Below are 25,134 nucleotides of genomic sequence, written 5' to 3'. Positions count from 1 at the left end.
GGCTCATCGCTGCTCAAAAGCGCGTGGCCCGCGAGGAAAACGGGGAGGGGGATGGTCGTTGCGCTCTACTTCTATGGGCTGAGCAATGCCGGTGGGGCGGAGCGGATGATTTGCCAGCTCGCCAATGCGCTGGATTTGCGCGGTTTCGCAGTCCACCTCGTGTCGTGGGACGCTGAGGGGGCGCAGACGTTTTATCCACTTCGGTCCAGTGTTAGTTGGCATCGTCTTGGATTTCGCCCAGGAGCGAGGGACAAATTGCGCCGGACGCGGGCCCTCGCGTCCGTGTTGCGCAAAGCCGGTGCGCGGGCGCTGGTTGGTTTCGTTATGAGTGGCGACAAAACCGTTTACGCTGCGGCTAAGTTATCCGGTGTGCGGCTGATCGCGGCCGAGCGTAACAGTCCTTCGATGTATCGGCTGCGCTACAGTGCATTGCAACGGCGGATCAGCTTCGCGTCCCTGCGTTTGTGTGATCGCATTGCGGTTCAATTCACAGACTACATGGCCGGTTATCCCGCCAATTTGCGTAATCGCATGGAGGTGATCGGTAATCCGGTCGGATCTGCTGACACGTTGGCGCGTCCTGGTGTGTCAAGTGCAGATGGACGTTACACGCTGTTGGCGGCAGGCCGGCTTGATCCTTTGCAGAAACGCTTCGATCATCTCGTGCAAGCGTTTGCTGCGATCGCCGAGCGGCATCGTGATTGGGACTTACGCATTGTCGGAGGCGGGCCGCAGGAGGACGAACTCCGGAAGCTGATCAGGGAACACAGCTTGCAGGACCGCGTGAAGTTGGAAGCGACCACGCTCGATATCTTTAAGGCTTATTCTGAAGCGCACCTGTTCGCTATTCCATCGTTGTGGGAGGGTTTTCCGAACGTCTTGGCAGAGGCCATGAGCCATGGACTGCCGGCCGTCGGATATCGCGGTGCTGATGGCGTCGCTCAGCTCATAGAAGACGGTGCTTCCGGTTGGCTGGCAGAAGGGCTCCACGACCCGCAAATGCTGGCTCTGGCGCTTTCGCGCGCCATGGGGGACGCCAGTGAGCGGGTGCGTCGCGGTAGCAAGGCAAGCCTTGCTATGGCCGCTTATTCGCCAGAAATTCAGTATGACAGGTGGGAGAACCTGATCCGGACGTGTCTGGATGGGGAGAGAGTATGACGCAGCAGCCCTTGGTGACATGTGGCGTTACGGCTTTTAACGCTGCCAAGACGATTGAGCGGGCCTTGATGTCGGTCCTGGCGCAGACGTGGCGGCCGCTGGAGGTCGTTGTCGTCGATGACGCGTCTGACGATGATACGGTGCATGTCCTTGAAAACTTCGCGAAGGTCCATCCAGAAGTGCGGGTGTTCCGGCTCGAAGAAAACGGCGGTGTTGCTGTCGCGCGTAACCGTATCCTCGCTGAGGCCCGTGGGGAATTTGTTGCGTTCTTCGATGACGATGACGAAAGCCTTCCGGAGCGTTTAGCAATTCAGATTGAGCGCATCGTCGATTACGAACGTGATTTTGCTGATGGTGCGCCCGTCATTTGTCATGCCGCTCGCCGCGTTCTTTATCCCGATGGTACGGAAAAAATCGCAGGCACGATGGGAGAGGTAGAGGGTGCTTTAGCTCCCTCCGGTAAGCCTGTCGCCCATCGTATCTTGATGGGTACGCCGCTAAAGAATGGGTATGGTGCTTGCGCAACCTGTAGCCAGTGCGCGCGGCTCTCCACCTATCGTCATATTGGGGGGTTCGATCCGGTTTTGCGGAGGAGTGAGGATACGGATTTTAATGTGCGTTTGGCGCTGAGTGGGGGGCATTTCGTCGGTGTCGCACGGCCGCTTATTGAGCAAACGATGACGGCGACGTCAGATAAGTCTCTTGCGGCAGAATATGAGAACTTGCTTCGGATTATTGAAAAGCATCGGCAAGTGATCGAAGAGCAGGGCCAATATGAATTCTGCCGGTCCTGGATGTCTGCCAAGCAGGCTTGGCTCGAACGACGTTATTTGACGTTTGGCTGGGCTATGTCTTGGCTAGCTCTTACGCGTCCGGTGCTTACGAGCCAGCGGTTTATGCAGGCCGTTCCGCACGTTGGTCTCAATGTGGCGTTTCGCCAATTTCATAGCGCGCGGCACCCGCAATGACGGCGGCAGTTCACGACGACGGCTTGGTGACGATCGGGCTGACTTGCTACAATGCGGCGGATACGATCGAGCGGGCCCTGACGAGTGCTTTCGTGCAGGATTGGCCCAATGTCGAAATCCTGATTGTTGATGATGCTTCGACAGACAATTCCGCCGAAGTTGTTGCGCGTGTGATCGATGGCAGGCCAAATGCGCGTCTTATCCGTCATGAGACGAATGCGGGGCCGGCGGCAGCCCGGAACACGTTGCTCAGTGCGGCGAAGGGCTCGTTCTTGGTTTTTTTTGACGATGATGACGAAGCACTTCCAGAGCGTGTTCGGCAACAAATTGATTATCTGCGGGATTATGAGCAGCGAACAGGTGCTTCACTTGTAGCCTGCTATGCATCCGGCAAACGGCGATACTCCAGTGGATATGAAATGCAGCTGGCTGCCATTGGTTCGCGCGGGGATGTTGCGCCTCATGGGCGAGGTGTTGCTGACTACTTACTGCTTTACCGGAAAGAAACTGGTTGGTTTTTTGGAACCGGCACACCCTCGTGTTCGCTGCTGGCTCGGCGTAGCACGTTTGAAGCAGTTGGCGGTTTTGATGCAGGTTTACGCCGCGTTGAAGACGTCGATTTTGCGGTGCGGCTGGCGTTGAAGGGCGGGCATTTCATTGGCACGGCAGAGCCTTTGTTTGTGCAGCATTCCACTAGCGCGCAAGATAAGTCGCCGGAGCGGAACCTTGAATCAGAGCTGATGCTGGTGGGAAAGCACCGGCCGTATCTAGAGTCCATCGGTCGGTATCATTACGCGGCGAACTGGCCGAAGCTTCGCTATTGGCATTTCAAGCGTCGGTACGGGAGATTTATCGTTCAGTTTTTGAATGTGCTTCTTCGTCATCCCCTCACGGCTTCCCGTCATCTTCTTTCAACGGGGCCGCGACGTTTGCTTCATGAATACCGTATCAAGCGAGGGGGATAAACGTGCGGTTATTGTTTGCCGCGCGCGCCATTGACCGGATGGCCGGTGGTGTCGAGCGCATGATCATTACGATCATGAATGCGATGGTTGCCCGTGGACACGACGTAGAATTGATCACGTGGGACGTTGAAGGAGCAAAGGCCTTCTACGCGATGGATCCCCGGATTGTCTGGCATCAACTGAACATCGGCGATCCCATGGTCAAGGCTGATTTGTCCATGGTTGTTAAAAGGGCCACCACCGTGCGTGCTCTTTTAAGCAAGCGGCGGCCAGACGTTATTGTCGCGTTCCAAGACGGGCCTTTTCGCGCCTTGTGGTCCTATTGCATAGGACTTGGAATTCCCGTGATTGCTGCTGAGCGAAATGCGCCTACGCGTTTTGAGCACACCCGGCAAGGAGCAAGACGAAGTTTCATCGTATTCAATGCGTTTCGTTTTGCAAAATCAGTTGTTGTTCAATGCGAAGGGTATCGTCACGGTTATCCGTCTTATCTGCATAAACATATCGTCACGATTCCCAATCCTGTGCCTCCTGCAGTGCTTAGGGCTCAACCCGAGTGTGCTGATAAAGCAGGTCGATATCGGGTGCTCTCGGTTGGACGGTTGAGCTATCAGAAAAACCCTGAATGTCTGATTGATGCGTTTGGGCAGGTTGCCGACGGGTTCCCTAAATGGGATTTGGTTATTCTAGGTGATGGTGAGCTGCGCGAGAAACTGGAAGACAAAATTGCGGCCTTAAGTCTATCAGATCGCATTCTCTTGCCCGGGACCGTGTCGGATCCCAATCCACACTATGCAAACGCCCACCTTTTTTGTCTCGCTTCACGCTGGGAAGGATTTCCCAATGCGCTGGCGGAAGCACAAGCTCATGGTCTTCCTGCTATCGGGTTTGCAGATTGCGCAGGCACGAACGAACTTATTGATACTAAAAAAAATGGGCTGTTGGCTCAGGGAAATGGAGATTGTGCCAGCTTGGCTTCGGCGCTTGCCACGCTGATGAGAGATCCTTCGTTGCGGTCCAGGATGGGTTCTTCGGCGCGTGATTTGACAGAGACTTTTGCGCCGGATGGCATCATGGACCGTTGGGAGAGTTTGTTTGCGAGGAGTGTTAAGCGCCAATGAAGCTCTTCGCTATCAAAGGATTGGATAGGCCCGGTGGTGGAGCAGAGCGCGTGCTCGTCGACGTCGCAAACGGCTTGACGGCCCGCGGGCACAACGTTGGTATCATCTCATATGATCGTCCCTCTCAGGGCTCGTTCTATGAGCTTGATCCCCGTATCGAATGGGTGCGACTGGGGCTCGGACGTATCGATGAACCCTCTACGATGGGAGAAACTCTGGCGCGTATTAGAGCTCTCCGACGTACGATTCTGTCGCTTGATCCGGCAGTTGTGGTTGGTTTTTTACACAGCATGTTTGTCCCGCTTGGTGTTTCGCTTGTTGGCACGCGTATCCCGTTGATTGCGAGTGAGCACAGCGCACCAGCCCACTATGATACGCGGCCGATGCAGCGCGTCTTGGTGCAATTCACGCCATGGTTGGCCCGGCAGATGACAGTGGTCTCCGATCAGATTCTTTCTCAGTATTCTGAGAAAGACCGTCGACACATCACGGTTATTCCCAACCCTGTACAGCTGAATATTACGGCGCGTGCTGACGTTGTTGGGGAGGCGAGCAAGCGCAAAATTCTGCTGTCTGTGGGACGATTGGTTCCGCAGAAAGATCACCGCACTTTGATCGCGGCGTTTGCGAAGATTGCGTCGGATGTGCCTGACTGGGATCTGCGCATTGTTGGCGAGGGCGAGCTACGCTCGGATCTGGAAAAGCAGATCCATGAACTGAATTTGGGCCAGCGCGTACAATTGCCTGGGGCTACTGACAAGATTTATGTCGAGTATGAGAATGCGCAGTTGTTTGCGCTCTCGTCGCTTTATGAAAGCTTGGGACTTGTCGTGATCGAGGCTCTGGCTCACGGATTGCCATCCGTGGGTTTTGCTGATTGTCCCGGTGTTAATGACCTCATCAAGCCTGGCCTCAACGGTGCGTTGGTTTCGGGGAAAGACAGAGTTGGTGCGTTCGCGGAGGTTCTGCGTTCGCTCATGCAAGATAGCGATACACGTGTTCGTTTGGTCGCGCCGTCAACGGCAGTTCCTGAGGAATGCGACATTGAGCGTGTGGTGGATCGGTGGGAAGTGCTGCTCGAAAAATATGGCCGCCGATGAGTGAGCTTCCGGATGTAGCCGATGTCAATTAAGCAGCGACGCTTTCCGTTCTGTTGCGCCCGTTGTTTTTAGCGCGGTAGAGGCCGGTATCGGCTTGCTTCATCAGTTTGTCGATGTCGACACAGGAAACCGTTGATGAGTGAACGAGGCCGGCGCTCATCGTAACTTTGAACAGCCTCGCATCGTGTGTGATGACAGTTTTTTCTACCGCTCGGCGTATGCGCTCCGTCGCCTCTAAGGCCGCACGTGGTGATATGTCCGGCAGTATGACGGCGAATTCTTCTCCACCTATGCGCGCTACAAAATCCGTGGGACGAAGATTCTTTGTGCAGATTTCAGCGCATGTGCGTAGAGCCGCGTCGCCTGCTGCATGACCGTATTGATCATTGATGCGTTTAAAGTAGTCGATATCAAAAAATATCACGGCGAGATTTGTGCTGGCTCCACTGTCCAGATGTTCCTGCAGTCTTGCTTCGAATGCACGGCGATTATGGATGCCGGTTAGCGGGTCTCGTAGTGCGGCATCACGTAGTTCCCTTGTGCTGCGTTCATAAGCGATTGAAAGGGCAAAGGCGCCGCTCGCCGTAGTGTGAAACAAGGCTACGAAGAGGTGGATCTGGAGCCAAGCGTCCTGCGGGAGGTAGCTCGTTAGGCCATTGCTTGTCAGAATGCCCTGACCGACACGTGCGGAGAACGATACTGCGATCAAGCCGTAAGCCAGCATAAGTCCGTAGCGTGATGGCAAGCCATCACGTCTATCACGCCAGAATTCGTAGGCGATCACGATAGTTTGGATGGCAAGGATGATATTTACGGCGATGTAGGCGGTGCGATATGCGAATATTGCCGGTAACGCAAACAAACCCAACGTCAGAACCGTAGGCACGATAATCACTGCAAGGGGGCTTGGACGGCCGCTAAACTGGCGTGCGGCCTGCCAACGTAGACCGTACCCCAGAACAAGCAGACAGTTGGCCAATATCATCGGCAGGAGCGATTGCCCGCCGAGTGCGATCATGAATAGAATTACGGCGAGGGCGAGCGTCATGTTGGCGGAACTCCAGGAGCTCCAGTAGACTTCTTGAGGGTGGCTTTCCCACGCTGCGAGGAACGCAAACGCAGTTACGATCAGAATGACCGCGTTGGCTCCAAACAATGTGAACGGATCCGCATCCATTTTCTTCGAATCTTATCTTTCGTCTCTGAGCAGCGGCGTCGAATGGGGGAAGAGATCACGAGTTTTCTAATATTTCTTTGAGGTTGAGAACGGCTTCGAGCCCACCTCCTACAAAGCGGCAGGACGTCGGTACTTTCGACTAGCCTGGTCTGAAACGGATCATGGCCCTGCGCTTTACAAAAGGCCGCGACAGCCTGTTTCTCGACGTCCATGAGATTGGGGAAGATAGATCGGTGTTTCCCGGCCTCTGCCAACCGATCCTCGGAGATCAATAGACTGATGCTGGGCGAGCAGCTTAGGCGAACGACCCTGGGAGAACCCCCAGCTGACGCCGAAATCGCCGCCTACGACCACGCCTGCCCGCTATTTGCCGTTCTGCGAGCCGATCTTGCCCGTTAGCCAGTCGCTCAAGGTGGCAGAGCGCACTTGGCGCATAGCCGCCCGGTGGCCGACCTCATAGCCATGCCGCCACGCGGCCGAGATCATTGCCTGCTTATCGCGCACAACTTCGACCTCAACGATCCTTGGCACGACCTTGAGTGGCACGACCTTAAAGTTTTCACTGGCCGTGGAACCGCCGTTATTTAGGCTAAGCCTTCTATCAGACATCGTCAGTTCTCCTTTAGCTGATGGTGTTTAGGGCCGGGCTAAGCGCTCCAACGCTTGCTCGGTCCGCCTGCCGAAAATCGGCGAGCAGGTTGACTATGCACCTCAAAAGGTTTCGAAAGTGTTTCCGACCGACCCGTTTCGGGTCGGTCCGCGCTCATGCGCTTGATATTATTGTGTTATTTTAAGCCTCTTGGGCTCGCTTTTTGGGAGTTTGTCCCTCAAAATATCTCAATCCAATCCGGGTGCCGAGCCGGGGGTTTCACCTCGTCTCTGAGAAATTATTCAATAAAATCAATAGCTTTGGCGGAGGGGGTGGGATTCGAACCCACGGTGGGCGTGAACCCACGCCGGTTTTCAAGACCGGTGCCTTAAACCACTCGGCCACCCCTCCGATGCCTGCGTAAAACCCTTATCGAGGGGCAAGCGCGCCCTCTCCCGATATCAGGGGAAGGCCCCTGCAATCAAGTGCCATTGCAACGGCTTGGCAAATAAGGGTGTTGTGCGCATGCCTCTCATGTGGATGAACGTATCAATCCTGTCAGGTTGACCACGTCTTGGCCATGATTGCCCGGTGTTGCTCTCGTGTACTTGCGGTGCCCGGTTTAGGCTGGCTAATTTCGAGGCGCCAATGTGCTCGCTTGGGCGCGCCGTGCCGCTGTGAAGAGTTACCTTACTGAAGGGCTGAGACGAGGGACGTGGGGTTGTCGGGGGTATTCCAGAAGGGTCCAGGCAGTTTGGCGCGCTGCGGTCTTCGTAGCTGTTCTGCGCGACGACGTTGGGTCTTGCTCATGGAAGTGCTGGTCATTGCAGGTCTGTGCAACTTTCTTACGGGGTGTTCCGAAAAACCTCAGATATCGCAAACGCCAATTTCCTGGACGACGGAAGTCAACCGTGAGCGTCCCATCGTCACCGCAAGCCTTAGCGATGCGAGCCAGACCAACAAGCCTTCTGAAAGCGCGGCGAAAGCCAGTCAGACCCTTACATCGAAGGCGCGAGCCGAACGGCGGCACAAACTGCGCAAAGGGGGCGGATATCACAAGATTGGCAAGCGCTATCAAGTTGCCGGTATTTGGTACACGCCGAAGCACGATGCGGACTACGAAGAAACAGGGATCGCCTCCTGGTATGGCGATAAGTTTCATGCGCAGAAGACCGCGAACGGCGAAATCTACGATCTGAATGCTCTGACGGCTGCGCACAGAACACTGCCGTTGCCGTCTTTGGTGCGCGTAACGTACTTGGCGAATGGCCGTTCGGTGGTGGTGCGTGTCAACGACCGTGGTCCATTCAAGAAAGGCCGCATAATCGATGTCTCGGCACGGGTCGCGCGGGAACTCGGATTTGCCGACAAGGGGACTGCGAAGGTCCATGTCAAGTACCTCGGTCCCGCACCGCTCGATGGCAGCGATGAACAAGAACAGGCTTCGCTGATGACGATACGCGCGCCATAAAAAGTCATATCTTCGTGTAGAGCCGCCAGGCCGTGGGTTTATCGGGGGTGCCGGCGTTGACCCCGTCGCCCATTATTCCGATAGTCGCGAGCGATTTGGATCAGCCGGCGGGGAGTGGCTGATGACAAAATCTGCTTGTAAAATCACGGTCGACGCCTCGCGGGGAGAAATTTTGACGCGCTTTGTTTTTTTGGGATTTGTTTTTTTCGTTAGTTTGCTTGCTGTTGCGCCAACTGGCTCTTCGGCCAGTGAATTTCGGACAGTTGCTAAGCAAGCAATTCTTATCGACGCCGACAGCGGTGCAGTTCTTTTCCAGCACAATGCTGATGTTCTGGCTCCGCCGGCTAGTATGGCGAAGCTTGTCACCGCGGCGGTGGTTTTCCGTGCCTTGAGGGAAGGGCGGTTGTCGCTCACGGATACATTTCCTGTGAGCGAACATGCTTGGCGTACGGGAGGGGCGCCGTCTGGCACGTCCGCGATGTTCGCGCCGCTGAACTCTCAAGTGACCATTGAGGATCTGCTCAAGGGCCTGATCATCCAGTCGGGCAATGACGCCGCTATCGTCATTGCGGAAGGCATGTCCGGATCAGAAGCTGCCTTTGCAAAATTGATGACGGAAGAAGCGCGGAAAATTGGCCTTAAGAAGTCAACGTTCGGCAATCCGACGGGCTTGCCTCATCCTGATCAGTTGATGACGGCCCGAGAGATCGCGTTGTTGTCTCAGTTTCTTATCAAGACCTATCCCGAATACTATGGTTGGTTCGGCGAGCGGCGTTTTCCCTACCAGCCTGAAGGGCGTCGGCAGCCTTACAAGTTCTTCAACCGCAATCCGCTCTTGTCTCTCGATATTGGTGCAGACGGCCTCAAGACGGGGCATTTAAAAGAGTCGGGATACGGTCTGGCGGGTTCGGCGGTTCAAGATGGCAGGCGCCTTATCGTGGTTGTCCATGGATTAGCAAGCAGTACGGCGCGGCGGTCCGAAGCGCAAAAGCTCTTAGGATGGGGCTTTCAAAATTTCTCGAAGTACAAGCTGTTCGATTCTGGCGAGATTGTTGGGTCGGCTCGAGTTTGGGGTGGCGAGAAATACTACGTGCCACTCACCGGCAACGGACCAATTGGGATTCTCATTCCGAAGTCGGAAGAATCGTCTCGGTTGAGGGCGGAAATTGTCTATACCGGCCCTCTCAAGCCCCCTATCAAACAGGGGGATCGCGTTGCGGTTCTTCGGGTCACAAGTGCTTCAAATACCGTCAATGAAGTGCCTTTGTATGCGGCGGAGGATGTCGATGAGGCCTCGATTGCATGGCGTGGACTTGACTCGCTGGCCGTGATGGCGTTCCGCTGGGTCGCCGATCAAGCTTCCGAGTTGATCGGAGGAACGTGAACAGCGGGTGCGGGCGTATGAAGGCGCCCCGGATGGGGCGATGACAACGGGTAAGCTCATCACCTTCGAGGGCGGTGAAGGATCGGGCAAGTCGACGCAAGCGCGTCAACTGGCCGAACGCCTCGGTGCGGCTAATATCAGCACAATTGTAACACGTGAGCCCGGTGGCGCCCCGCTGGCAGAAAAGATTCGGGATCTTGTGCTTAGCGACCGACCGGCAGCGGCGGTGACGGAACTCTTGCTCTTCGCTGCGGCGCGTGCGGAGCATATCGCTGTGACCATTGCGCCAGCGCTGGGAGCTGGCACGTGGGTGGTCTGTGATCGCTATATCGATTCAAGCCGGGTGTATCAGGGCGATATCGGCGGCATCGATAAGGCTTTTATCCGTGCCATCGAGCAGCAGACAGTGACGCCGTGGTTTCCCGATCTCACATTGGTCCTTGATGTTGGGGCGAAGGTGGGTATGGAACGTGCGCAGGCCCGCGGCGGCCTTACGCGCTTTGATGCAGCGAGTCTCGCGCAGCATGAACAGGTCCGACAAGGGTTTCTTGACCTTGCAATGGCCGAGAAGGACCGTTGCGTCGTTCTGAACGGTGCCGAACCGGAAGCCGAGGTGGCTGAGGCCGTGTGGAAGGCCGTTACCGAACGTTTGATTGCGACGGCCGGATAAGACGATGGCGCGGGCCCCTGTTGTTCAAGATATTGAGTATCTGCCGGAGGCGGATCGGCTGGAAGGTTACGCGCATCCGCGCGAGACCGCTTTGCTTTTTGGCCATGAGGGCGCGCAGCAAGAACTGGCCGTGGCGTTAAACCAAGGCAAGTTGCATCACGGTTGGCTAATCACGGGGCCGCAGGGTATCGGGAAGGCGACGTTAGCTTATCGGTTCGCACGTTATGCGTTGGCTGAGCCGGAAGAACGTGAGCCCGGTGGTTTGAGTGTCAGATCAGGAAGCATTGCAGCGCGACAGGTGACAGCGCTGTCTCATCCGGGCTTGCTCGTGATCCGGCGCGTCTATGACGTTAAGACGAAGCGGTTCACCGCTAGCATTCCAATCGATGAAGTGCGCCGACTGAGGGGATTTCTCTCGCATCGCTCGGCGGGTGGTTGGCGCGTCGTTATTGTCGATCAAGCGGACGAGTTGAACATCAACGCGGCCAACGCCATTTTGAAATCTCTGGAAGAGCCTCCAGAACGCACGGTCTTTCTCCTTATTTCTTCAGAGCCTGGACGCTTGCCGACGACAATCCGCTCTCGGTGCCGGCGGCTCGATTTGCAGCCGCTTGGGGCTGAGCCGTTACAGGCGGCCGTGCGGCAGGCGTTGGCGAGCGCAGAGCAACGTGAACCAGATGCAGATCAATGGCCGCAGTTACTGGCAATCGGTCAAGGTAGTGTGCGCCGTGTTCTGGGGCTTGAAGGAGACAAGGGCCTAGAGGTGTTCCGCTCGGTCGAGAGTTTGATTGCGGGTCTGCCCACGATTTCCTGGGGGGCGGTCCATGATCTTGCAGAGAGCTTAGGAACACCGGCGGCTGAGCAGCGTTTCGGGCTGTTCTTTGACTTACTTCAGGACTATTTGGCCCGACTAATTCGTGCCGGGGCCACAAGCGAGGGGAGCGATCGCGATCTCACCCTGGCCCAGCGCCTGATTAAGGACGGGCAACTTGCCACTTGGGCGGCCTTGTGGGAAACAATCACGCGCGAAAGGGCCGAGGCGCTAGCGCTCAATCTGGACCGGAAGGCTTTGATTCTCGATACGATATTGCGTATCGAGCAGACGGTACGCCGCTAGGGCAATCGGGCTTCGTTCAGTGGGTGGCGGTGAATGGGCCACCAGCAACAGGTCGATACAGCTCGATCTCAAGAGGATAATTCATGGGCTCTGCCACGCCATTTTACATTACGACAGCGATTTCCTACCCAAATGGCGCTCCGCATATTGGGCATGCCTACGAGGCTATCGCAACGGACGCGATTGCCCGTTTTGAGCGGCTCGATGGGCGGCCAGTCTATTTTCTGACTGGGACGGACGAGCACGGCATCAAGATGGTGCAGACGGCGCGTAACCAGAACATGACGCCTGCGGAACTTGCCGACCGCAACACGCCGTTGTTTCGTGCGATGGCCGAAGCGTTGAACATTTCCAACGACGATTTCATTCGGACACGTGAAGAGCGTCATCATCGCGCCAGCCAGGAGATGTGGCGGCGGTTGGAGGCGAACGGCGACATCTATCTTGGCCGCTATGCAGGCTGGTACTCGGTGCGCGATGAGGCGTACTACGATGAAGGCGAATTGTCTGTCACAGAGGACGGTACGAAGCTGTCGCCGCAGGGCACTCCGGTTGAGTGGGTGGAGGAGGAAACCTTCTTCTTCCGGCTGTCGGCCTATCAGGATAGGCTCCTCGCTTATTACGAAGCAAATCCCGAATTCATTCTTCCGCTTGAGCGTCGGAATGAGGTTTTGAGCTTTGTCAAAGGTGGGCTCAGAGACCTCTCGATTTCGCGCACAACGTTTAATTGGGGTGTGCCGGTGCCCGGGCATCCCGAGCATGTCATGTATGTCTGGGTCGATGCGCTGACCAACTACATCACGGGCGTTGGTTTTCCTGATGAAGCAGACCCTAAATGGAAGTTCTGGCCGGCGAACGTGCATGTCATCGGCAAAGACATTCTGCGGTTTCATGCGGTCTACTGGCCCGCGTTTCTCATGTCGGCTGGGGTGGAGCCTCCACGCCGTGTCTTTGCGCACGGGATGGTTCTGAACAAAGGTGAGAAGATGTCGAAGTCGGTTGGCAACGTTGCCGATCCGCACGATCTCGTCTCTACGTTCGGCCTCGATCAGCTTCGCTATTTTCTGCTGCGCGAGGTCGCGTTTGGGCAGGATGGGAGCTACAGCGAAGAAGCGATCATCAACCGGACCAACGCTGATCTGGCGAATGACCTTGGCAACCTGGCGCAGCGTTCGCTGTCCATGATCGCGAAAAACTGCGAGGGCCGGGTGCCGACACCAGGTGCTTTGACGGAAGAGGATCGCGCTATTCTCTCGGTGGCGGACGGGATGTACGCGAAGGCTCGCGAAGCGATGGAGCTGCAGGGCCTAAAGAAATACCTCGACGCCGTGTGGGCAGTCGTTGCAGAGGCCAACCGGTATTTTGCCAGCCAAGAGCCATGGGCGAAGAAGAAATCTGATTTCGCGCGCATGGAGACGATCCTTTACGTCACGGTCGAGGTTGTGCGGCAGGTTGCTATCCTGGCGCAGCCGGCGATGCCGGAATCGTGCGCCAAACTGCTTGACCAACTGGGGCTCGGTGAAGATCAACGGAGCTTCAGCCAATTGGGCGAGAGCGGCCGGCTTGCGTCCGGATTATCGTTGCCACCGCCAGCAGGTGTGTTCCCGCGCTATGTGAGTCCTGAGGAACAGGCGAAGCGGGAGGGGCAGGAGAAGCCGTCCGACGGTAATGGAAAGTCCAAAAAGAACAAGGAACGGGGCTGACGTGACCAACGCAGCGATGCTCGTAGATCATCATTGCCATCTTGATTTCCCGCAGTTTGCAGAAGATCTCGACGGCGTTATCGGACGCGCGAAAGCGGCGGGCGTCGGCACGATGGTGTCGATCTCGACGCGCATTCGTCAGTTCGATCGCATTCGGGTGATCGCCGAGACGTATAAGGACGTCTATTGCTCCGTCGGAACGCATCCGCACAATGCGGATGAGGAACTCGATATTCCGGTCGAGGACATCATCCGCTTAGCGCAACATCCGAAGTGCGTGGCCATCGGCGAAGCGGGCCTCGACTATTACTATCAGCACTCCAGTGCACAGGGGCAGGCAGAAGGGTTTCGGCGGCATATTCGGGCGGCGCGCGAAACGGGATTGCCGCTCGAGATTCATGCCCGTGATGCTGATGAGGATACAGCAACAATCCTGGCGGATGAGCATGCACAGGGTGCGTTTCCAGCCGTTCTGCATTGCTTCACCGGTGGGCGCGACTTGGCTATGCGGGCCGTTGATCTTGGCCTGTACGTCTCGTTCTCGGGCGTGGTGAGCTTTAAGAAGTCGGAGGCGTTGCGGGCGCTAGCTGCAGAGTTGCCGCTTGACCGGATCCTTGTTGAGACGGACGCTCCGTATCTCGCGCCAGTTCCTTATCGCGGTAAAACCAATGAGCCGGCTTATGTCGTGCATACCGCAGCGGCAGTGGCTGAAGCGCGCGGTATTACTCTTACGGAACTCGCTGCGGCCACAACGGAGAATTTTTTCAGGCTTTACACCAAAGCGCAGCCTCCTGAGGAGCTCGATCCTTCTTTGTTGAAGGGTGCGCCTCCACAATGAGCATACGGGTTACGATTATGGGGTGCGGCCCGTCAGGCGGTGTGCCGCGCATCGGGCCGAACTGGGGGCGGTGTGAGCCTTCCAATCCGAAAAACCGCAGAAGGCGGTGCGCGATCCTCGTTGATCGGTTCAGTAAACGAGGCCGCACGAGCGTACTTGTCGATACGCCGCCGGACCTGCGCGAACAGTTGATCGATGCGCGCGTCTCATCGATCGACGGAGTTCTTTACACTCACGACCATGCCGACCATACGCATGGGATCGATGACCTGCGCATGGTCTGCTATTCCATGAAAAAGCGCGTGGACGTTTATTTCGATGCGCTCACTCGCGACAGCTTAAGGTCTCGATTTGGCTACTGCTTCGAGACCAAGCCCGATTCCGGCTATCAGCCTATCCTCGATCCGCATGACATCGTGGCAGGAGGCAAAGTCGTTGTTGACGGGAAAGGCGGGAAGATCGAAGCCCTCTGCATTCCGCAGGTGCATGGCGATATTCCGAGCCTCGGCTTCCGCTTCGGCAGGTTCGGATATTCACCTGACGTGTCCGATATTCCGGATGCTTCCATCCCAATGCTCGAAGATCTTGATGTGTGGGTGGTGGATGCGCTGCGGTACGATCCTCACCCCAGCCATTTTCACGTTCGCCGTGCATTGGAATGGGCGGAGCGGCTCAAGCCAAAGCGCACGATCCTCACGCATATGACAACGGATCTCGATTACGACGCGCTCAAGCGCTCGTTGCCGGACAACGTAGAGCCGGCCTTCGATGGGATGGTGTTCGAGGTTTCAGGCTGAAGATTTGGTGCCGACGTGTTGGCGCAACCAACCGGGGCCGTCGAAGATTTCACCATTTGCCGTGCACTCTGGGCTCGCCAATTCAACAAACAGCGGTGCGATGTCCTCCGGCGTATAGAGCGTCGCAGGATCTTCACCCGGAAAAGCCTTGGCGCGCATTTGGGTGCGGATGGGACCGGGATTGATGAGGTTCACACGTACGTTCGTGTTGACCATTTCCCGCGCGTAGGTTTTCGCTAGAGCTTCCAAGCCGGCTTTGGAGACGGCGTAGGGGCCCCAGTACGCGTTCTTCGCCTTAGCGGCGCCTGACGTTACGAACACGGCCCGGCCAGCGTCTGAGCGACGCAACAGCGGATCGAGCGTGCGAATGAGCTGCCAGTTCACAGTTAGGTTCAGTTCAAGCACGCGCGCCCAGGCATCCATTGTGACATGTGGCAAGGGAGAGAGCGGCCCGAGCAAGCCTGCATTGGCAATGAGGACATCGAGGCGTCCGAAGCGCTGATAAAGCGTCGGGCCCAGCGCATCAATCCGTTCGGTTTGCTGCAGATTGAGGGGGATGAGTGTTGCTGTTCCGCCAGCGGCGCGTATGGCGTCGTCAGTTTCCTCAAGCGCGCTAGTCACTCGACCCGTGATGATCACATGCAAGCCTTCGGCCGCGAGGGCGATAGCGACTGCACGGCCGATGCCGCGTGTTGCGCCAGTCACGAGGGCTATGCGGTTCGGCTGTTCGCCGTCCGTGGGTGTTTCCGATTGGCTGGTCACGCAGTGTTCCGTGGTAATGGATGTGGCAGCCGATGGCTTATGCCGTTCGGCTGCTTGGGCTCAGCTCACTTCGGCGAGAAGTGATAGCTGGCGGGCGGCGGGATCGCCAGTCTGATCTGTCAGAGGCGTTGGATATTCGCCCGTCAAGCAGTGGTCCGTGAACTGCGGGGCGTTTGGATCGCGGCCTTCGAAACCGACTGAGCGATAAATACCGTCGATCGAAAGGAACGCGAGCGAATGGGCGCCCATGAACTTGCGCATTCCTTCGACATCGAATTTCGCTGCAAGTAGCTCTTCAGTGCTTGGCGTGTCGATGCCGTAATAGTCGGAATGTGTGATGGGTGGGCAGGCGATGCGCATGTGCACTTCGCGCGCGCCGGCTTCGTACATCAGCTGCACGATCTTCTTGGATGTGGTGCCGCGGACGACGCTGTCGTCGATGAGAACAATGCTCTTGCCGCTGATAATCGACGCATTGGCGGAGTGTTTCAGTTTCACGCCCAGTGCGCGAATTCGCTGTTCTGGCTCAATGAAGGTGCGTCCGACGTAGTGATTACGAATTATGCCGAGTTCGAAGGGCAGATTTGATTGCTGTGCGTACCCAATCGAGGCTGGTACGCCGGAATCCGGGATCGGGACGATGATATCGGCATCCGCAGGAGATTCGATCGCCAACTGCACGCCCATCTGCTTGCGGATGTCATAGACAGAACGCCCGCCGACGATTGAGTCAGGTCGTGCGAAGTAGATGTATTCGAAGATACAGGGACGCGCTGGACGGCGCGGGAACGGGCGGTGGCTTTCCAGACCGGCCTCGGTGATGACGACGACTTCGCCATTCTCGACTTCGCGCACGAACTTAGCGCCGACGATGTCGAGGGCACAGGTCTCGGAGGCAAGAACATAACAACCGTCGATCTTGCCGATTATGAGTGGCCGGATGCCGATGGGATCACGTGCGCCAATCATCATATCGTTGGTGAGGCAGACCAGCGCGTAAGCGCCTTCGATCTGGCGGATGGCATCGACAAAACGTTCGACGATACGACGTTTGTTCGAGCGGGCGAGGAGGTGAAGAATGACCTCGCTGTCCGAGGTGGACTGGCAGATGGCGCCGGAGGAGATGAGGTCTCGGCGCAAGGTGAGAGCGTTTGTAAGGTTGCCGTTGTGCGCTAGCGCGAAACCGCCTGTATCAAGATCGGCGAAAAGCGGTTGTACGTTGCGGATAAGGGTGTTGCCTGTGGTGGAGTAGCGGTTGTGGCCTACGGCCATGGAGCCCATCAAACGTTTGATGACGCTGCCTTTGTTAAAGTTGTCTCCGACGAGACCGAGGCGGCGCTCCGAATGGAATTGATGGCCGTCGTAGGTGACGATCCCGGCCGCCTCCTGTCCGCGATGCTGGAGGGCATGGAGGCCGAGGGCCGTCAAGGCGGCGGCATCAGGATGTCCCAAAATTCCAAAGACCCCGCATTCCTCGCGAAGTCTGTCGTCGCCGTATCGAGAATATCCGGAATCCCATTGGGTTTCCGCTGCTCCGACGTTGTCGTCGCACGTCATGGCTGCCTCCCGCGATCGCATCCGTTGCCGCACAAACTGATCGTCACAATGGCTTGAGGTACCAGCCCGCTCATGGCTGCGCCACCGCTTCTGTGACGGATATATGAAAAACTGTGTACTTTTCCAGTTCTTTTTTGCACTGCAACAGGCCCCTAGGCCTGCGCACCTAGCCTTTTTGCGCTTCGTCGCCCCGAATTTCGATGGAACTGTCTTGCTGGTGCGACGCTTCGTCTTGCTTATTCGTTGCGCGATCTATGACCGGTACAACATAGGCAACGAGCATCGACTGGAGAGCTTCCCCAGTTGAGAGCAAGTAGGGCCGGGTGATTGACTTGGCGAGCCAGTCCGGGTGCTGCTCTTCTTTTGGGTAGAAGTGCAGTGCCAGCATGAACGGGATCACTACCAGGATAAAGCCCCGTACGAGGCCGAATACGAAGCCAAGAATCCGGTCAATCATGCCGACTTGGCTATCGAGAATGGAGTCGGAAATGCGTGCGGTAACCAGATGGACCACGATCAGCACGATCAGGAACAGCAGAACGCCAATAACGGCTTGTGCGATGATGAGCTGAGCGCCCATCTGCTCGGCTACTTCCGTTGCGAATTGGCGGTGATTCAGGATGAAGTAGAGAACGGCAACGGCCGCGATGATCCACGACAGGATGGCCAGAAGTTCGCGCGTGAGTCCGCGATAAAGGGCGAGCAGCCCCGATATAAAGGCGATCGCGATTACCCCGGCATCGAGGTACGTCAAAGGCCCGATCATTCTTGCTTCTCTCCACTGGGCCTAGAACTCCGGCCCACGTGCCGCTTAACCCTGTTTAGTCTCAGTCGCACGCCGTAACCCTTTCCGCAAGCATCTTGAGGTGCGAGAGCCGGCTCAAGTCCAGAGAAATGCCGGTCGCTTCGATTTCACCCAAGGCCGGGATGACCGCACTAGAAAATCCCAATTTTTGAGATTCTTTCAGACGTCCTGCGGTGTTGGCGGCGGCTCGGACGGCGCCTGACAGCGATATTTCACCGAAATAGACGGTTTCCGGTGGTAGGGGTTTGCCGGAAAATGACGATAGCAGCGCGGCTGCGGCAGCAAGGTCGGCGGCGGGTTCTGTGATTTTAAGGCCTCCGGCGACGTTCAGATAAACGTCGTTTTGCGCAAACGAGACACCGCACCGTGCGTCCAGAACGGCGAGCAGCATCGACAACCTGTTGCTGTCCCAGCCGACAACGGCGCGGCGCGGGGTTCCCAGCGCCGAGGGCGCGACGAGTGCTTGTATCTCGACCAGCAGGGGTCTTGTGCCTTCTATCCCGGCAAAGACTGCTGTGCCGGGCGCGCTGGCGTCACGGTCACCGAGGAACAATTCCGACGGGTTCTTGACCTGACGGAGGCCTTCGCCAGCCATTTCAAAGACGCCAATTTCGTCGGTCGGGCCGAAGCGATTCTTGACCGCACGCAGAATGCGGAACGGGTGGCCGCTCTCACCTTCGAAGTACAACACGGTATCGACCATGTGTTCGATCACTTTGGGGCCTGCGATTTGGCCTTCCTTTGTGACGTGACCGACGAGGAGTAGTGTGGCGCCGTGGCGCTTGGCGTGACGAATAAGGGATTGGGTTGCCGCGCGGACTTGGCTGACGGTCCCGGGCGCTGCTTCGAGCGTGTCCGACCAGAGCGTCTGAATCGAATCGATGACGATCAGTTGCGCGGAAGGTTCTGCATCCAACGTCGCCAGGATCGTCGAAAGGTGAGTTTCCGCCGCTAGTCCGACCGGGGCTTCGGCGAGTCCGAGGCGTTCTGCGCGGAGCCTGACCTGATCGATAGCTTCTTCGCCAGAGAAATACAGGCTGCGTCCACCACGTTGCGCGATGGCTGAGGCGAGCTGTAACAGAAGCGTCGATTTTCCGATGCCGGGCTCGCCGCCAATGAGCAATGCCGAGCCGGGAACCAAGCCTCCACCGGTTACGCGGTCGAGTTCCTCTAAGCCAGTGGGGATTCGCGGGGTCCGCTTGGAAGAGCCCTTGAGCGACTCTAGGGTGATCGCCCGGCCTTTGCTTGCTTTGGTCAAACCGCTGCCGGGTGGGGGCCCGGTATCAGTTTCCTCAACAAGCGTATTCCATTCCTCGCATGACGCGCATTTGCCCGCCCAGCGCGGGGCGGTCGCGCCGCAGTTCTGGCAAACGAAGACGGTTTTGGCGGCACGTGCCATGGCTGCTTAGATGTCTCCGTCACGCTCGAGGTAGACCCGATGGAACCGGCGGCCGAGACGCGTGAGGGTCTCGTAGCCGATTGTGCCTGCTGCGGCCCCCATCTCTTCAAGGGTGATGGTCGGGCCCAGGATTTCTGCCCAGTCGCCGCGGACGACTGACGGATCGTTAAATGCGGTGACGTCTGTGGTTATGAGGTCCATCGAAACACGGCCCACCACAGGCGCGCGTTTGCCTGAGAAGGCGACGAAGCCCCCAGTTTCGCCGGCAGCGGCGCTGAGGTGACGGAAAAATCCGTCGGCATATCCAGCAGCGATCACTGCGATGCGGCGTGGCTGTTCGGCGCTGTAGCTCGCTGAGTAGCCAACGGTGGCCCCCGGAGCGAGGTCGCGGACCTGAAGAACACGCGCGAAGGATTGGACAACCGGTTTGACTGGCGCCGGCCTGCCTTTCGAGGCTTGGCCGCCGTACAGGGCGTAGCCTGGACGCACCAAGTCAAAATGGAAGTTTGGCCCGAGCATGATGCCGTCAGAAGCGGCGAGGCTTGTGGCGGCGTTGGGCAGCAGCGGACGAAGTTGGCGCATGACGTCGTGCTGCTTCGCGTTTTTGGGATGGTCGGGCTCATCAGCACAGGCCAAGTGACTCATCACGAGGCGGATATCGAGTCGGCCAAGCAGATGCGTGTCTCCGGCGAGCGCTCGAATCTCAGGCTCGCTCATCCCAAGCCGATTGAGCCCGGTATCTATATGCAACGCACAGGGCGCAGGGGATCCGCGCTGGACGCCCTCTTGGCCCCACTCCTTGATTTCAGCCAGACTTGAGAGGACCGGCCAGGCGTTGATCTGCGTATAAGCTTCGGATGCGCCCGGTGTGATGCCATCGAGAACGAGGATGTTCCCTTGGGGGGCGAGCGTCCGTGCCTGACGCGCTTCGGCCAAAGTCGCGACAAAAAACACGCGGCAGCCCGCGGCGGCGAGGGCTGGGATTACGCGATCTGCTCCCAATCCGTATGCATCTGCTTTCACAACAGCCGCGCACTGCGCTGGCGCTACGTAATCACGCAGGGCCTGCCAGTTGGCAGCGAGTTGGTCCAGATCGATTGCAAGGATGCCGGGGGCCTCGGGAGGCGCTGCGGCGAAAAACGCATTACTGTTTGAGGGCATTAGATCGGGCCAGAGTCGCGTCAATCCGTCTTTCCTGCCAATGGGTGATGGCGATCGAGATTGTCAAAGCGCGTGAATTCACCGGTGAACTGCAGCCGTACCGTGCCCGTGGGACCATGTCGTTGCTTGCCGATGATCACTTCGCCAATTCCTTGTACAGCCTCTAACTCGGTTTGCCACTTGAGATGAGCTTCGACATCGCTGACGGACGGTTCACTCCGTTGGACATAGTATTCTTCTCGGAAGACAAATAACACCACGTCGGCGTCCTGTTCGATCGAGCCCGATTCGCGAAGGTCGGAAAGTTGCGGGCGTTTGTCTTCGCGGGTTTCGACCTGACGCGAGAGCTGCGACAGGGCGATGATTGGTACTTCCAACTCTTTTGCGAGCGCTTTAAGGCCGGTTGTAATTTCCGTGACCTCCTGCACACGGCCTGCGGCAGCTTTGGCGGCGGAGCCAGAGAGCAGCTGGATATAGTCGACGATCAACAGATCGAGGCCGTGTTGACGCTTCAGTTTTCTCGCTCGTGAGGACAACTGCGCAATTGAGATGCCGCCGGTCTGGTCGATGAACAGCGGGGCTTGCGATAGCGCTTGCGACGCCTGGATCAGCCGCTTCATCTCTTCCTCGTCGATCTGCCCGCGGCGAATCTTGTTGGAAGGGATTTCAGCCTGTTCGGACAGAATACGAGAGGCCAGCTGTTCCGCCGACATTTCCAGCGAGAAAAAACCCACTACGGCGTCCTCTACGGGCGCATTGGGATTGGTTTGCAGGCGATGTAAGCGCTTTGCGCTCGCGACGTTCGTCGCGATATTGGTGGCGAGCGCTGTTTTGCCCATAGACGGCCGGCCGGCGAGCACGATGAGGTCGGAGGGCTGGAGGCCGCCCATCATGGCGTCGAGATCGATAAGGCCAGAGGGCAAGCCGGACAGCCGATCGCCGCGCATCCGCGCAGAGTTGGCCATATCGACGGCTTGGGTGAGCGCGGTCGAAAAATTCAGAAAACCCTGGCCGTATTTTGATGGTTCGGCCAATTCGTAGAGGCGGCCCTCGGCCTCTTCGATCTGCTTAGTCGGTGTCTGATCGACGGAGCTATCGAAAGCGACATTGACCATATCCTCGCCGATGAGAATCAGCTGTCGGCGGATGGCGAGATCATAAACGGTGCGTGCGTAGTCGTGCGCATTGATTACGGTGGTGGCATTGGCTGCTAACCGTACGAGGTATTGGGGAACCGTCAAATCAACGTCGATCGGCTCAAGGTTTTCAAAGAACGTCTTGAGCGTAATCGGGGTGGCTTCTTTCCCCGCATGGATCAGCTTCGACATTGTCTCAAAGATCTGCGCATGGAGGGGATCGTAGAAATGCGCAGGTTCCAGAAAGCCCGAGACACGGTCTAGCGCTTCCTTATTGATGAGAATCGCACCGAGCAGGGCTTGCTCAGCTTCAATGTTGTGGGGCGCTTGGCGAAAGTGCACAGGTTCCTCGGAACCGGCAGCGGCGCGGAGTTTGTCAGTCGGGAGGAGGGCTGTCTGTGTCATGCCCCTTGAGTATTCGACTCGTCCCCGTGGCGTCCTTCGCGAATCGTAGGAGCGGTTGGCGTCAACAGCGGCTTATCCAAGATATGCACAGAGCTGCTGAAGCTAGATGACCGTTGCGGCGATGTAGACCGCCGACAAAAACAATTCGCCGCATCGGTCATAACGCGTTGCGACACGACGCCAGTCCTTTAGCCGGGCGACCAGGTTTTTTGACGCTATGCCGTTTTGGTACAACTTGACATCATGGTTCGCAGGATGCCTTCGACCTCGCCGCGCTGTGAAGCCAATGCAGCCCTTGACCTTCTGACAAAAAAGTCAGGGCGCATGTTTCGGTGGCATCAGTCCGACGGCAGCATCTGCGGATTCCAGACTACTTCCCATAGGTGTCCATCAGGATCAGTAAAGTAGCCTGCGTAGCCGCCATAGAAGGTATCCTGTGGTGCTTTGATAATCTCTGCCCCTGCACGCTGGGCCTTGCGCATGATGTCATCAACATCCTCGCGGCGCAGAACATTGTGCCCGATGCTGCCAGCGGTGGTGCAAATCGGATGCTTGGGCAATCCCGTGTCATATGCAAGGTCATCTTGCGCCCAGATGGCGAGTTTCAGACCACCGGAGAGATTGAAGAATGCGACCGCGCCATGCTCGAATTCGCGCCCAATGACGCCCTCAGTCGGCAGACCAAGCCCATCACGATAAAAGGAAAGCGAGTTTTCGAGATTGGAGACGCCAAGCGTGAGAACGGAAATACGTGGTTTCATGTCCATGCCCATTCTATCGGCGTCCGCACCATGCGTACGCCTTGATAGTCTTGGGCCGTCACCTTGATGACAGAAGGACCCGCCAAGCGGGGGCCGGGCCAACCTTCCCGAACCTAACCTGTTTTAGACGTGATAACGATAAGGACAGGACCGCTCCCGCGTCAACACACACTCGTACGCAACGCGGTTGGCGCTATGATTTCAGTGAACGTCCTTGTTGGGGGAACCTAACGATATAGTGGAAGTCTGTTTAATAGGTCCTGACCCTAGATCATTACTCTGAATCAAAACGAGCGCCGACTAAGTCGGCGCTCGTTCTTTTCTGCACAGTCTTGGAGCGCGCCAAGGGCTATTCGCGGGCTTCTTCGGAAGATTCTTCTGCGTCGTAGCTTCCACCGTGCTCTTCGGCGTCAGGGTCGAACGTCTCAAGTTCAATTGCTTCGTCCTTGATGACGGTGACGTCTTCACCCTGAGCCTGGCGCTCAGCTTCGTCCTGTGTTCTGGCAACGTTGATCATCACCTGCACAGAAACTTCCGGGTGCAAGGAAATCGTCACGTCATGAAGGCCGAGTTCCTTGATGGGACGTTCGAGAACGACCTGACGGCGCGCGATGGTGAAACCACCTTCAGTGATGACGTCTGAGATGTCGCGCGGAGAGACCGAGCCATAAAGCTGGCCGGTGTCGCCGGCTTGGCGGATCGCGATGAAAGACTGGCCGGCGAGCTTTTCGCCGATGGCTTCAGCTTCTTTCTTTTGCTCAAGGTTGTTTGCTTCGAGCTGAACGCGCTGGGCTTCGAACTGTGCCAGGTTTTCCTTGTTGGCGCGTAGCGCCATCTTCTGCGGCAGCAGGTAGTTGCGGGCGTATCCATCACGAACCGATACGACGTCGCCCATCTGACCGAGATGTCCAATGCGCTGTAAAAGAATGACTTCCATTTTCTACTCCTTCGAATCTGCCGGGTAGGCAATCGCTTGATGTGCTTGCAGGTTTTTTATGCGTCAGGTTGGAGGTCCGCCTTTCTGGCCCGGTGGTTTTTTCGGGGGGGAGGGCGGCCTCAAAAAGTCTCGCCGTATCGGTGAGAAAGGTTCGAGCAGTGCCATCACGACAAGGATCAATGAGAATCCCGTGTTGAGCACGAGGAAGGCGAAATACACCGACCATAGGATCAGTGGACGCCACGCATTTCCGCGCGTGATGTAGTGGAGGATCGCCAATCCAAGGAGGATATAGGCGAAGTAAATCGCGCCGGCTGCTGCGGAGGAAAAAAGGCCCAGCATTCCAGGCGCGTAGGCGGCTCCAATGACCGATATGGCCAGGAGGAGAGGTATTCCAGAAGGATATGTGATCGTCGCCAAGTCTGGCCAGGGGCGGCGTAAGCGGCCGGTGGCGAGCGTGATGCGCCCCGCGAGCCAGAGATTGAACAATAGCGTTCCCATGATCGACATCACGGTAATTGCGGGCAGCAATTTGAGGCTGATATCGGTGATGGTATCGAGCTCGGCATCCGATATGGCGCTCTTAACTGTGCCTTGATCGGGCATGCCCTGTTCAACGACACGCTGAATGAACTCTCTGAGTGCGCGTTTTAGGCTGTCCACGTCCTGGCCCAAGAGCATCAACATGCCCACCGACAGCACAATCGCGATCAAGGCTGTCCAGACGATGAGCCGACCGACAGGATACCATTCGAGAGCTTGCGGCTGGTTCGGTGCTGGTTCTGGGACTGAGGGGCCTGCAGAGCGGGCAAGCTGGGAGAGGTAGCTGAGTATCCCAGCGGGGGCCAACTGCGATGCGGCAAAGACAATGCCGATTACCGGAGTCGTAAAGACTGCGAGCGCTATCCCTCCGACTAATCCGGCGACCGATGCGGCAACCCAGCTCACGCTCAGGCCAGCAAGATAAACCGGCAGCGGAGTAAGAAGGAAAAGCACGAACTGGATCAGCGGCGAGCCGGTAGTTGCGGACGCGAACGTCACTGCCGAAATCAGTCCGGCGCCAATGCCAGAGAGGAGAATCAGTTGCACAGCTTAGCTGTCCCGCGGTTGAAACGCGGTTAGAGGCGGCTGTACATCTTGGATGACCGCCGCC

The 25,134-nt window shown here is 57.2% G+C and carries 23 protein-coding genes, 1 tRNA gene and 1 pseudogene; 12 read left to right on the top strand and 13 right to left on the bottom strand.

What is annotated here, in order from left to right; genetic code table 11:
• Positions 1-51 precede the first annotated feature (51 nt).
• The 5 genes from BLS30_RS17285 to BLS30_RS17265 are packed head-to-tail and all read left to right on the top strand — an operon-like array spanning position 52 to position 5,312.
• Positions 52-1,158 carry a glycosyltransferase gene (locus tag BLS30_RS17285; protein ID WP_090230686.1) on the top strand — a complete coding sequence of 369 codons (1,107 nt, stop codon included), beginning with the start codon at positions 52-54 and terminating at the stop codon, positions 1,156-1,158.
• Positions 1,155-2,126, top strand: coding sequence for a glycosyltransferase family 2 protein (locus BLS30_RS17280; RefSeq protein ID WP_090230684.1), 972 nt, complete (start codon positions 1,155-1,157; stop codon positions 2,124-2,126). The genes BLS30_RS17285 and BLS30_RS17280 overlap by 4 nt, the downstream gene beginning before the upstream one ends.
• The gene (locus tag BLS30_RS17275) at positions 2,123-3,091 is read left to right on the top strand and encodes a glycosyltransferase family 2 protein (RefSeq protein ID WP_046478555.1); all 969 of its coding nucleotides are present in this window, start codon (positions 2,123-2,125) and stop codon (positions 3,089-3,091) included. Before BLS30_RS17280 ends, BLS30_RS17275 begins: the two co-directional genes overlap by 4 nt.
• Before the next feature lie 2 nt (positions 3,092-3,093).
• Positions 3,094-4,212, top strand: coding sequence for a glycosyltransferase family 4 protein (locus BLS30_RS17270; RefSeq protein ID WP_090230682.1), 1,119 nt, complete (start codon positions 3,094-3,096; stop codon positions 4,210-4,212).
• Positions 4,209-5,312 carry a glycosyltransferase family 4 protein gene (locus tag BLS30_RS17265; protein WP_046478556.1) on the top strand — a complete coding sequence of 368 codons (1,104 nt, stop codon included), beginning with the start codon at positions 4,209-4,211 and terminating at the stop codon, positions 5,310-5,312. The genes BLS30_RS17270 and BLS30_RS17265 overlap by 4 nt, the downstream gene beginning before the upstream one ends.
• A gap of 28 nt (positions 5,313-5,340) precedes the next feature.
• On the opposite strand, the gene BLS30_RS17260 is transcribed toward BLS30_RS17265, so the two are convergent.
• The 3 genes from BLS30_RS17260 to BLS30_RS17250 all read right to left on the bottom strand — a co-directional run bounded on the left by BLS30_RS17260 (position 5,341) and on the right by BLS30_RS17250 (position 7,489).
• On the bottom strand, positions 5,341-6,489 hold the full coding sequence (locus BLS30_RS17260) for a GGDEF domain-containing protein (protein ID WP_090230679.1): 1,149 nt from the start codon (positions 6,487-6,489) through the stop codon (positions 5,341-5,343).
• Positions 6,490-6,852: 363 nt separating this feature from the next.
• On the bottom strand, positions 6,853-7,098 hold the full coding sequence (locus tag BLS30_RS17255; RefSeq protein WP_090230677.1) for a hypothetical protein: 246 nt from the start codon (positions 7,096-7,098) through the stop codon (positions 6,853-6,855).
• A 301-nt stretch (positions 7,099-7,399) separates the two neighbouring features.
• Positions 7,400-7,489 (bottom strand) — tRNA-Ser (locus BLS30_RS17250).
• Positions 7,490-7,886: 397 nt separating this feature from the next.
• Between BLS30_RS17250 and BLS30_RS18475 the strand changes: the two genes are divergently transcribed.
• The 7 genes from BLS30_RS18475 (at position 7,887) to BLS30_RS17215 (ending at position 15,058) form a co-directional block, all read left to right on the top strand.
• On the top strand, positions 7,887-8,549 hold the full coding sequence (locus BLS30_RS18475; protein ID WP_052743963.1) for a septal ring lytic transglycosylase RlpA family protein: 663 nt from the start codon (positions 7,887-7,889) through the stop codon (positions 8,547-8,549).
• 121 nt (positions 8,550-8,670) lie between these two features.
• A complete protein-coding gene (locus tag BLS30_RS17240) occupies positions 8,671-9,933 on the top strand; it encodes a D-alanyl-D-alanine carboxypeptidase family protein (RefSeq protein ID WP_082101155.1) in 1,263 nt (420 codons plus the stop codon).
• A 40-nt stretch (positions 9,934-9,973) separates the two neighbouring features.
• Complete coding sequence (tmk, locus tag BLS30_RS17235; RefSeq protein ID WP_046478558.1) at positions 9,974-10,603, top strand: dTMP kinase; 630 nt, start codon at positions 9,974-9,976, stop codon at positions 10,601-10,603.
• 4 nt (positions 10,604-10,607) lie between these two features.
• Positions 10,608-11,720: a DNA polymerase III subunit delta' gene (locus BLS30_RS17230; RefSeq protein ID WP_090230674.1), complete on the top strand. Its 1,113-nt coding sequence runs from the start codon at positions 10,608-10,610 to the stop codon at positions 11,718-11,720.
• 83 nt (positions 11,721-11,803) lie between these two features.
• Positions 11,804-13,423, top strand: coding sequence for a methionine--tRNA ligase (metG, locus tag BLS30_RS17225; protein ID WP_090230672.1), 1,620 nt, complete (start codon positions 11,804-11,806; stop codon positions 13,421-13,423).
• Positions 13,424-13,439: 16 nt separating this feature from the next.
• A complete protein-coding gene (locus BLS30_RS17220) occupies positions 13,440-14,261 on the top strand; it encodes a TatD family hydrolase (RefSeq protein ID WP_090230752.1) in 822 nt (273 codons plus the stop codon).
• Positions 14,258-15,058, top strand: a complete 801-nt coding sequence (locus BLS30_RS17215) for an MBL fold metallo-hydrolase (RefSeq protein ID WP_046478560.1) — start codon at positions 14,258-14,260, stop codon at positions 15,056-15,058. Before BLS30_RS17220 ends, BLS30_RS17215 begins: the two co-directional genes overlap by 4 nt.
• Here BLS30_RS17215 and BLS30_RS17210 read toward each other — a convergent pair.
• The 10 genes and pseudogenes from BLS30_RS17210 to BLS30_RS17170 form a co-directional block, all read right to left on the bottom strand.
• Positions 15,050-15,820, bottom strand: coding sequence for an SDR family NAD(P)-dependent oxidoreductase (locus tag BLS30_RS17210; protein ID WP_046478561.1), 771 nt, complete (start codon positions 15,818-15,820; stop codon positions 15,050-15,052). The genes BLS30_RS17215 and BLS30_RS17210 overlap by 9 nt on opposite strands.
• 60 nt (positions 15,821-15,880) lie before the next feature.
• Positions 15,881-17,377, bottom strand: coding sequence for an amidophosphoribosyltransferase (gene purF, locus BLS30_RS17205; protein ID WP_046478562.1), 1,497 nt, complete (start codon positions 17,375-17,377; stop codon positions 15,881-15,883).
• Positions 17,378-17,543: 166 nt separating this feature from the next.
• On the bottom strand, positions 17,544-18,143 hold the full coding sequence (locus BLS30_RS17200) for a CvpA family protein (protein WP_046478563.1): 600 nt from the start codon (positions 18,141-18,143) through the stop codon (positions 17,544-17,546).
• A 61-nt stretch (positions 18,144-18,204) separates the two neighbouring features.
• Positions 18,205-19,581 carry a DNA repair protein RadA gene (gene radA / locus BLS30_RS17195; protein ID WP_046478564.1) on the bottom strand — a complete coding sequence of 459 codons (1,377 nt, stop codon included), beginning with the start codon at positions 19,579-19,581 and terminating at the stop codon, positions 18,205-18,207.
• A 6-nt stretch (positions 19,582-19,587) separates the two neighbouring features.
• Positions 19,588-20,766, bottom strand: a complete 1,179-nt coding sequence (gene alr, locus BLS30_RS17190; RefSeq protein ID WP_244512519.1) for an alanine racemase — start codon at positions 20,764-20,766, stop codon at positions 19,588-19,590.
• Positions 20,763-22,283: a replicative DNA helicase gene (locus tag BLS30_RS17185; protein ID WP_076605327.1), complete on the bottom strand. Its 1,521-nt coding sequence runs from the start codon at positions 22,281-22,283 to the stop codon at positions 20,763-20,765. The genes alr and BLS30_RS17185 overlap by 4 nt, the downstream gene beginning before the upstream one ends.
• Before the next feature lie 102 nt (positions 22,284-22,385).
• A pseudogene (locus BLS30_RS18060) lies at positions 22,386-22,481 on the bottom strand (IS5/IS1182 family transposase); the annotation flags it as partial.
• Positions 22,482-22,621: 140 nt separating this feature from the next.
• Positions 22,622-23,044, bottom strand: a complete 423-nt coding sequence (locus BLS30_RS17180) for a VOC family protein (protein WP_090230749.1) — start codon at positions 23,042-23,044, stop codon at positions 22,622-22,624.
• A 349-nt stretch (positions 23,045-23,393) separates the two neighbouring features.
• Positions 23,394-23,981: a 50S ribosomal protein L9 gene (gene rplI, locus BLS30_RS17175; RefSeq protein ID WP_046478566.1), complete on the bottom strand. Its 588-nt coding sequence runs from the start codon at positions 23,979-23,981 to the stop codon at positions 23,394-23,396.
• A 63-nt stretch (positions 23,982-24,044) separates the two neighbouring features.
• A complete protein-coding gene (locus BLS30_RS17170; RefSeq protein WP_090230665.1) occupies positions 24,045-25,070 on the bottom strand; it encodes a DUF2232 domain-containing protein in 1,026 nt (341 codons plus the stop codon).
• Positions 25,071-25,134 lie beyond the last annotated feature (64 nt).

The organism is Filomicrobium insigne, from assembly GCF_900104305.1.
In the GTDB taxonomy this organism is placed as follows: domain Bacteria; phylum Pseudomonadota; class Alphaproteobacteria; order Rhizobiales; family Hyphomicrobiaceae; genus Filomicrobium; species Filomicrobium insigne.
Note: the sequence above shows the minus strand (reverse complement) of the source record. Positions and strands in the feature narration are given on the sequence as shown.

Excerpts from the sequence above, each read along its gene's own strand:
- tmk (WP_046478558.1), top strand. The coding sequence starts at position 9,974 with ATGACAACGGGTAAGCTCATCACCTTCGAGGGCGGTGAAGGATCGGGC.
- BLS30_RS17280 (WP_090230684.1), top strand. The coding sequence starts at position 1,155 with ATGACGCAGCAGCCCTTGGTGACATGTGGCGTTACGGCTTTTAACGCT.
- radA (WP_046478564.1), bottom strand. The coding sequence starts at position 19,581 with ATGGCACGTGCCGCCAAAACCGTCTTCGTTTGCCAGAACTGCGGCGCG.
- BLS30_RS18475 (WP_052743963.1), top strand. The coding sequence starts at position 7,887 with ATGGAAGTGCTGGTCATTGCAGGTCTGTGCAACTTTCTTACGGGGTGT.
- metG (WP_090230672.1), top strand. The coding sequence starts at position 11,804 with ATGGGCTCTGCCACGCCATTTTACATTACGACAGCGATTTCCTACCCA.
- BLS30_RS17185 (WP_076605327.1), bottom strand. The coding sequence starts at position 22,283 with ATGACACAGACAGCCCTCCTCCCGACTGACAAACTCCGCGCCGCTGCC.
- BLS30_RS17180 (WP_090230749.1), bottom strand. The coding sequence starts at position 23,044 with ATGAAACCACGTATTTCCGTTCTCACGCTTGGCGTCTCCAATCTCGAA.
- BLS30_RS17200 (WP_046478563.1), bottom strand. The coding sequence starts at position 18,143 with ATGATCGGGCCTTTGACGTACCTCGATGCCGGGGTAATCGCGATCGCC.
- BLS30_RS17285 (WP_090230686.1), top strand. The coding sequence starts at position 52 with ATGGTCGTTGCGCTCTACTTCTATGGGCTGAGCAATGCCGGTGGGGCG.
- BLS30_RS17230 (WP_090230674.1), top strand. The coding sequence starts at position 10,608 with ATGGCGCGGGCCCCTGTTGTTCAAGATATTGAGTATCTGCCGGAGGCG.
- BLS30_RS17240 (WP_082101155.1), top strand. The coding sequence starts at position 8,671 with ATGACAAAATCTGCTTGTAAAATCACGGTCGACGCCTCGCGGGGAGAA.
- BLS30_RS17255 (WP_090230677.1), bottom strand. The coding sequence starts at position 7,098 with ATGTCTGATAGAAGGCTTAGCCTAAATAACGGCGGTTCCACGGCCAGT.
- rplI (WP_046478566.1), bottom strand. The coding sequence starts at position 23,981 with ATGGAAGTCATTCTTTTACAGCGCATTGGACATCTCGGTCAGATGGGC.
- BLS30_RS17215 (WP_046478560.1), top strand. The coding sequence starts at position 14,258 with ATGAGCATACGGGTTACGATTATGGGGTGCGGCCCGTCAGGCGGTGTG.
- purF (WP_046478562.1), bottom strand. The coding sequence starts at position 17,377 with ATGACGTGCGACGACAACGTCGGAGCAGCGGAAACCCAATGGGATTCC.
- BLS30_RS17265 (WP_046478556.1), top strand. The coding sequence starts at position 4,209 with ATGAAGCTCTTCGCTATCAAAGGATTGGATAGGCCCGGTGGTGGAGCA.
- BLS30_RS17275 (WP_046478555.1), top strand. The coding sequence starts at position 2,123 with ATGACGGCGGCAGTTCACGACGACGGCTTGGTGACGATCGGGCTGACT.
- BLS30_RS17220 (WP_090230752.1), top strand. The coding sequence starts at position 13,440 with ATGCTCGTAGATCATCATTGCCATCTTGATTTCCCGCAGTTTGCAGAA.
- BLS30_RS17260 (WP_090230679.1), bottom strand. The coding sequence starts at position 6,489 with ATGGATGCGGATCCGTTCACATTGTTTGGAGCCAACGCGGTCATTCTG.